Source organism: Frankia sp. AgKG'84/4, assembly GCF_023242965.2.
Taxonomy (GTDB): Bacteria; Actinomycetota; Actinomycetes; order Frankiales; family Frankiaceae; genus Frankia.
Map to the genome: position 1 here is coordinate 1 of NZ_JALKFU020000973.1, position 1978 is coordinate 1978.

Consider the following 1978-nt stretch of genomic DNA (forward strand, 5'->3'; position numbering starts at 1 on the left):
GGCGGCTGGGGGTTGGGCGAGCGCGCGCTGCCGCTTCCCGCCGGGCGATCTGTGCCCGCCGGCCGCGGAACGCCGCGATGACGACGACCAGCAGGAAGGCGGTCAGCAGTACCGGCGCGTGCAAGATCATTTCCGAGCCGATATCGATCGCTTTGTTTCGCAGCCCCGAACTGCCGTCCCCGGTGGAGGGATCCAGATAGCCCACGCCGGTCACGATGATTGCGTACGCCAGCGGTGGCATGATCACAACGCCGATCAGATCGTCGCTGTGGACGCGGATGGCCACGATCACGCAGGCGCCGACGAACAGCACCGCGAACAGGTACGTGAGTGATCCGAACACGACCGAGTCGGCCGCCGCCCCGATGCTGCCGACGACGAGCACCACGATCGCGGTACCGAGGGCCGTCAACCCGCGGCGACTGCCGGTGAAAAGCGTCGACGGCGCCCCGCCGCCCCGACCGCGAGAGCCGCGACCATACGGATCGTCGTACCTCTCGGCGCGCGCGGATCGGCCGGGCGGTCCGGCTGACTGCCGATGCGGCGGCACACTCACGAACGCAAGGTACCGCCCGCGGATTACCCGTGCGTCAGGACGATGCATCACGCGCCGGCATCGAGCCGCATACCGGAACTTTCGGTGGCCGGATCACTGCTTTGCGTCGTGCAATCATTGTCTTTCTGGTTGTTTGCCCCCGATGTCCTCGGCTCGGCGTACCCCTCGGTCTGATGCGCGACATCTGTCACCGGGCCGAGCCGCCCCCCGTCCTCGGGATGACCATCGGTGGCCCAGTGCTCCCGCCCGGCGAGTAGTTCGGCGGCGGACAGCGGGCGCACGCCGGTCTCCACCGGCCGGGGGCTCGGTAGCGGCACCTCGACGACCTCCATCGCGGCCAGCCGGCGCGCCGGCGTCAGCACCCGGCTCTCCAGCGAGCCCACGGCGGCGTTGAAGTCCCCGACGGAGCGGCCCAGCGAGCGGCCGAGCCGGTCGAGATGTTCACCGAGGGTGCCCAGCCGGGTGTAGAGATCCCGGCCGAGTTCGAAGATGTCCTGGGTGCGGGCGGTCAGCGCCTCCTGCGTCCAGGCGTGCGCGATGGTGCGCAGCATCGCGATCAGCGTCGTCGGCGTCGCGATGATCACCTTGCGGCCGGCGGCGTGCTCCACCAGGCCGGGGTCGTGGTCGAGCGCCGGCGCGAGCAGCGCCTCCGCCGGCACGAACAGCACGACGAACTCCGGCGACGATGGCAGCCGCCGCCAGTAGGACTTCGCCGCGAGCCCGTCGACATGGGCGCGCAGGTGCCGGGCATGGGCGGCCATCCGGCCGGCACGGTAGTCCTCGTCGTTGCTCTGCGCGGCGTCCAGGAACGCCGTCAGCGGCACCTTCGCGTCGACCACGACGTTTCGCCCGCCGGCGAGATGCACCACCATGTCGGGCCGCAGCGGCCCGTCGTCACCCTCGACGGTCATCTGCTCGGTGAAGTCGCAGCGGTTGAGCATGCCGGCCACCTCGGCGACCCGGCGAAGCTGCATCTCGCCCCACGCCCCGCGGGCCTCCGGCCGGCGCAGCACCGTGACCAGCGATGCCGTCTCCGAGCGCAGGCTCTCCGACGCCTCCCGGGCGAAACGGACCTGCTCGACGAGCGCCGCGTACGCCTCCGTGCGCGCCGTCTCCAGCTCGCGCAGCCGGCCCTCCATCCGCCCGAGCGCGTCGCGCATCGGCGTCACCATGTTCTCGACGGCGGTCCGGCGCGCGTCGAGATCGCCGCGGGCGCGGGTGCCGGCCTCGTCGAGGCGGGCGGTGGCGAGCTCGACCAGCTGGCGGCTGGCGCCCTCCAGCGCCTGCGCGGACAGCGCCCGGAAGCTCTCGGCGAGCCGGTCCTGACTCTGCTCGACCAGGGCCACCCGCTCGGCCCCGGACCGCCGCTCGTACTCCAGCGCCGTGCGTAGGCCCGACACGTCCGACTCGGCGAGCTGGGCG

General features: G+C 72.0%; 2 protein-coding genes. Both read right to left on the bottom strand.

Annotated features, from left to right (window positions below; translation table 11 throughout):
• Positions 1 to 388: DUF6542 domain-containing protein (locus tag MXD58_RS26500; RefSeq protein WP_374616677.1), on the bottom strand; the 388-nt coding region annotated here is incomplete at its 3' end.
• Between the two features lie 215 nt (positions 389 to 603).
• On the bottom strand, positions 604 to 1978 hold a 1375-nt coding region (locus MXD58_RS26505; RefSeq protein WP_250610503.1), incomplete at its 5' end, for a DNA recombination protein RmuC.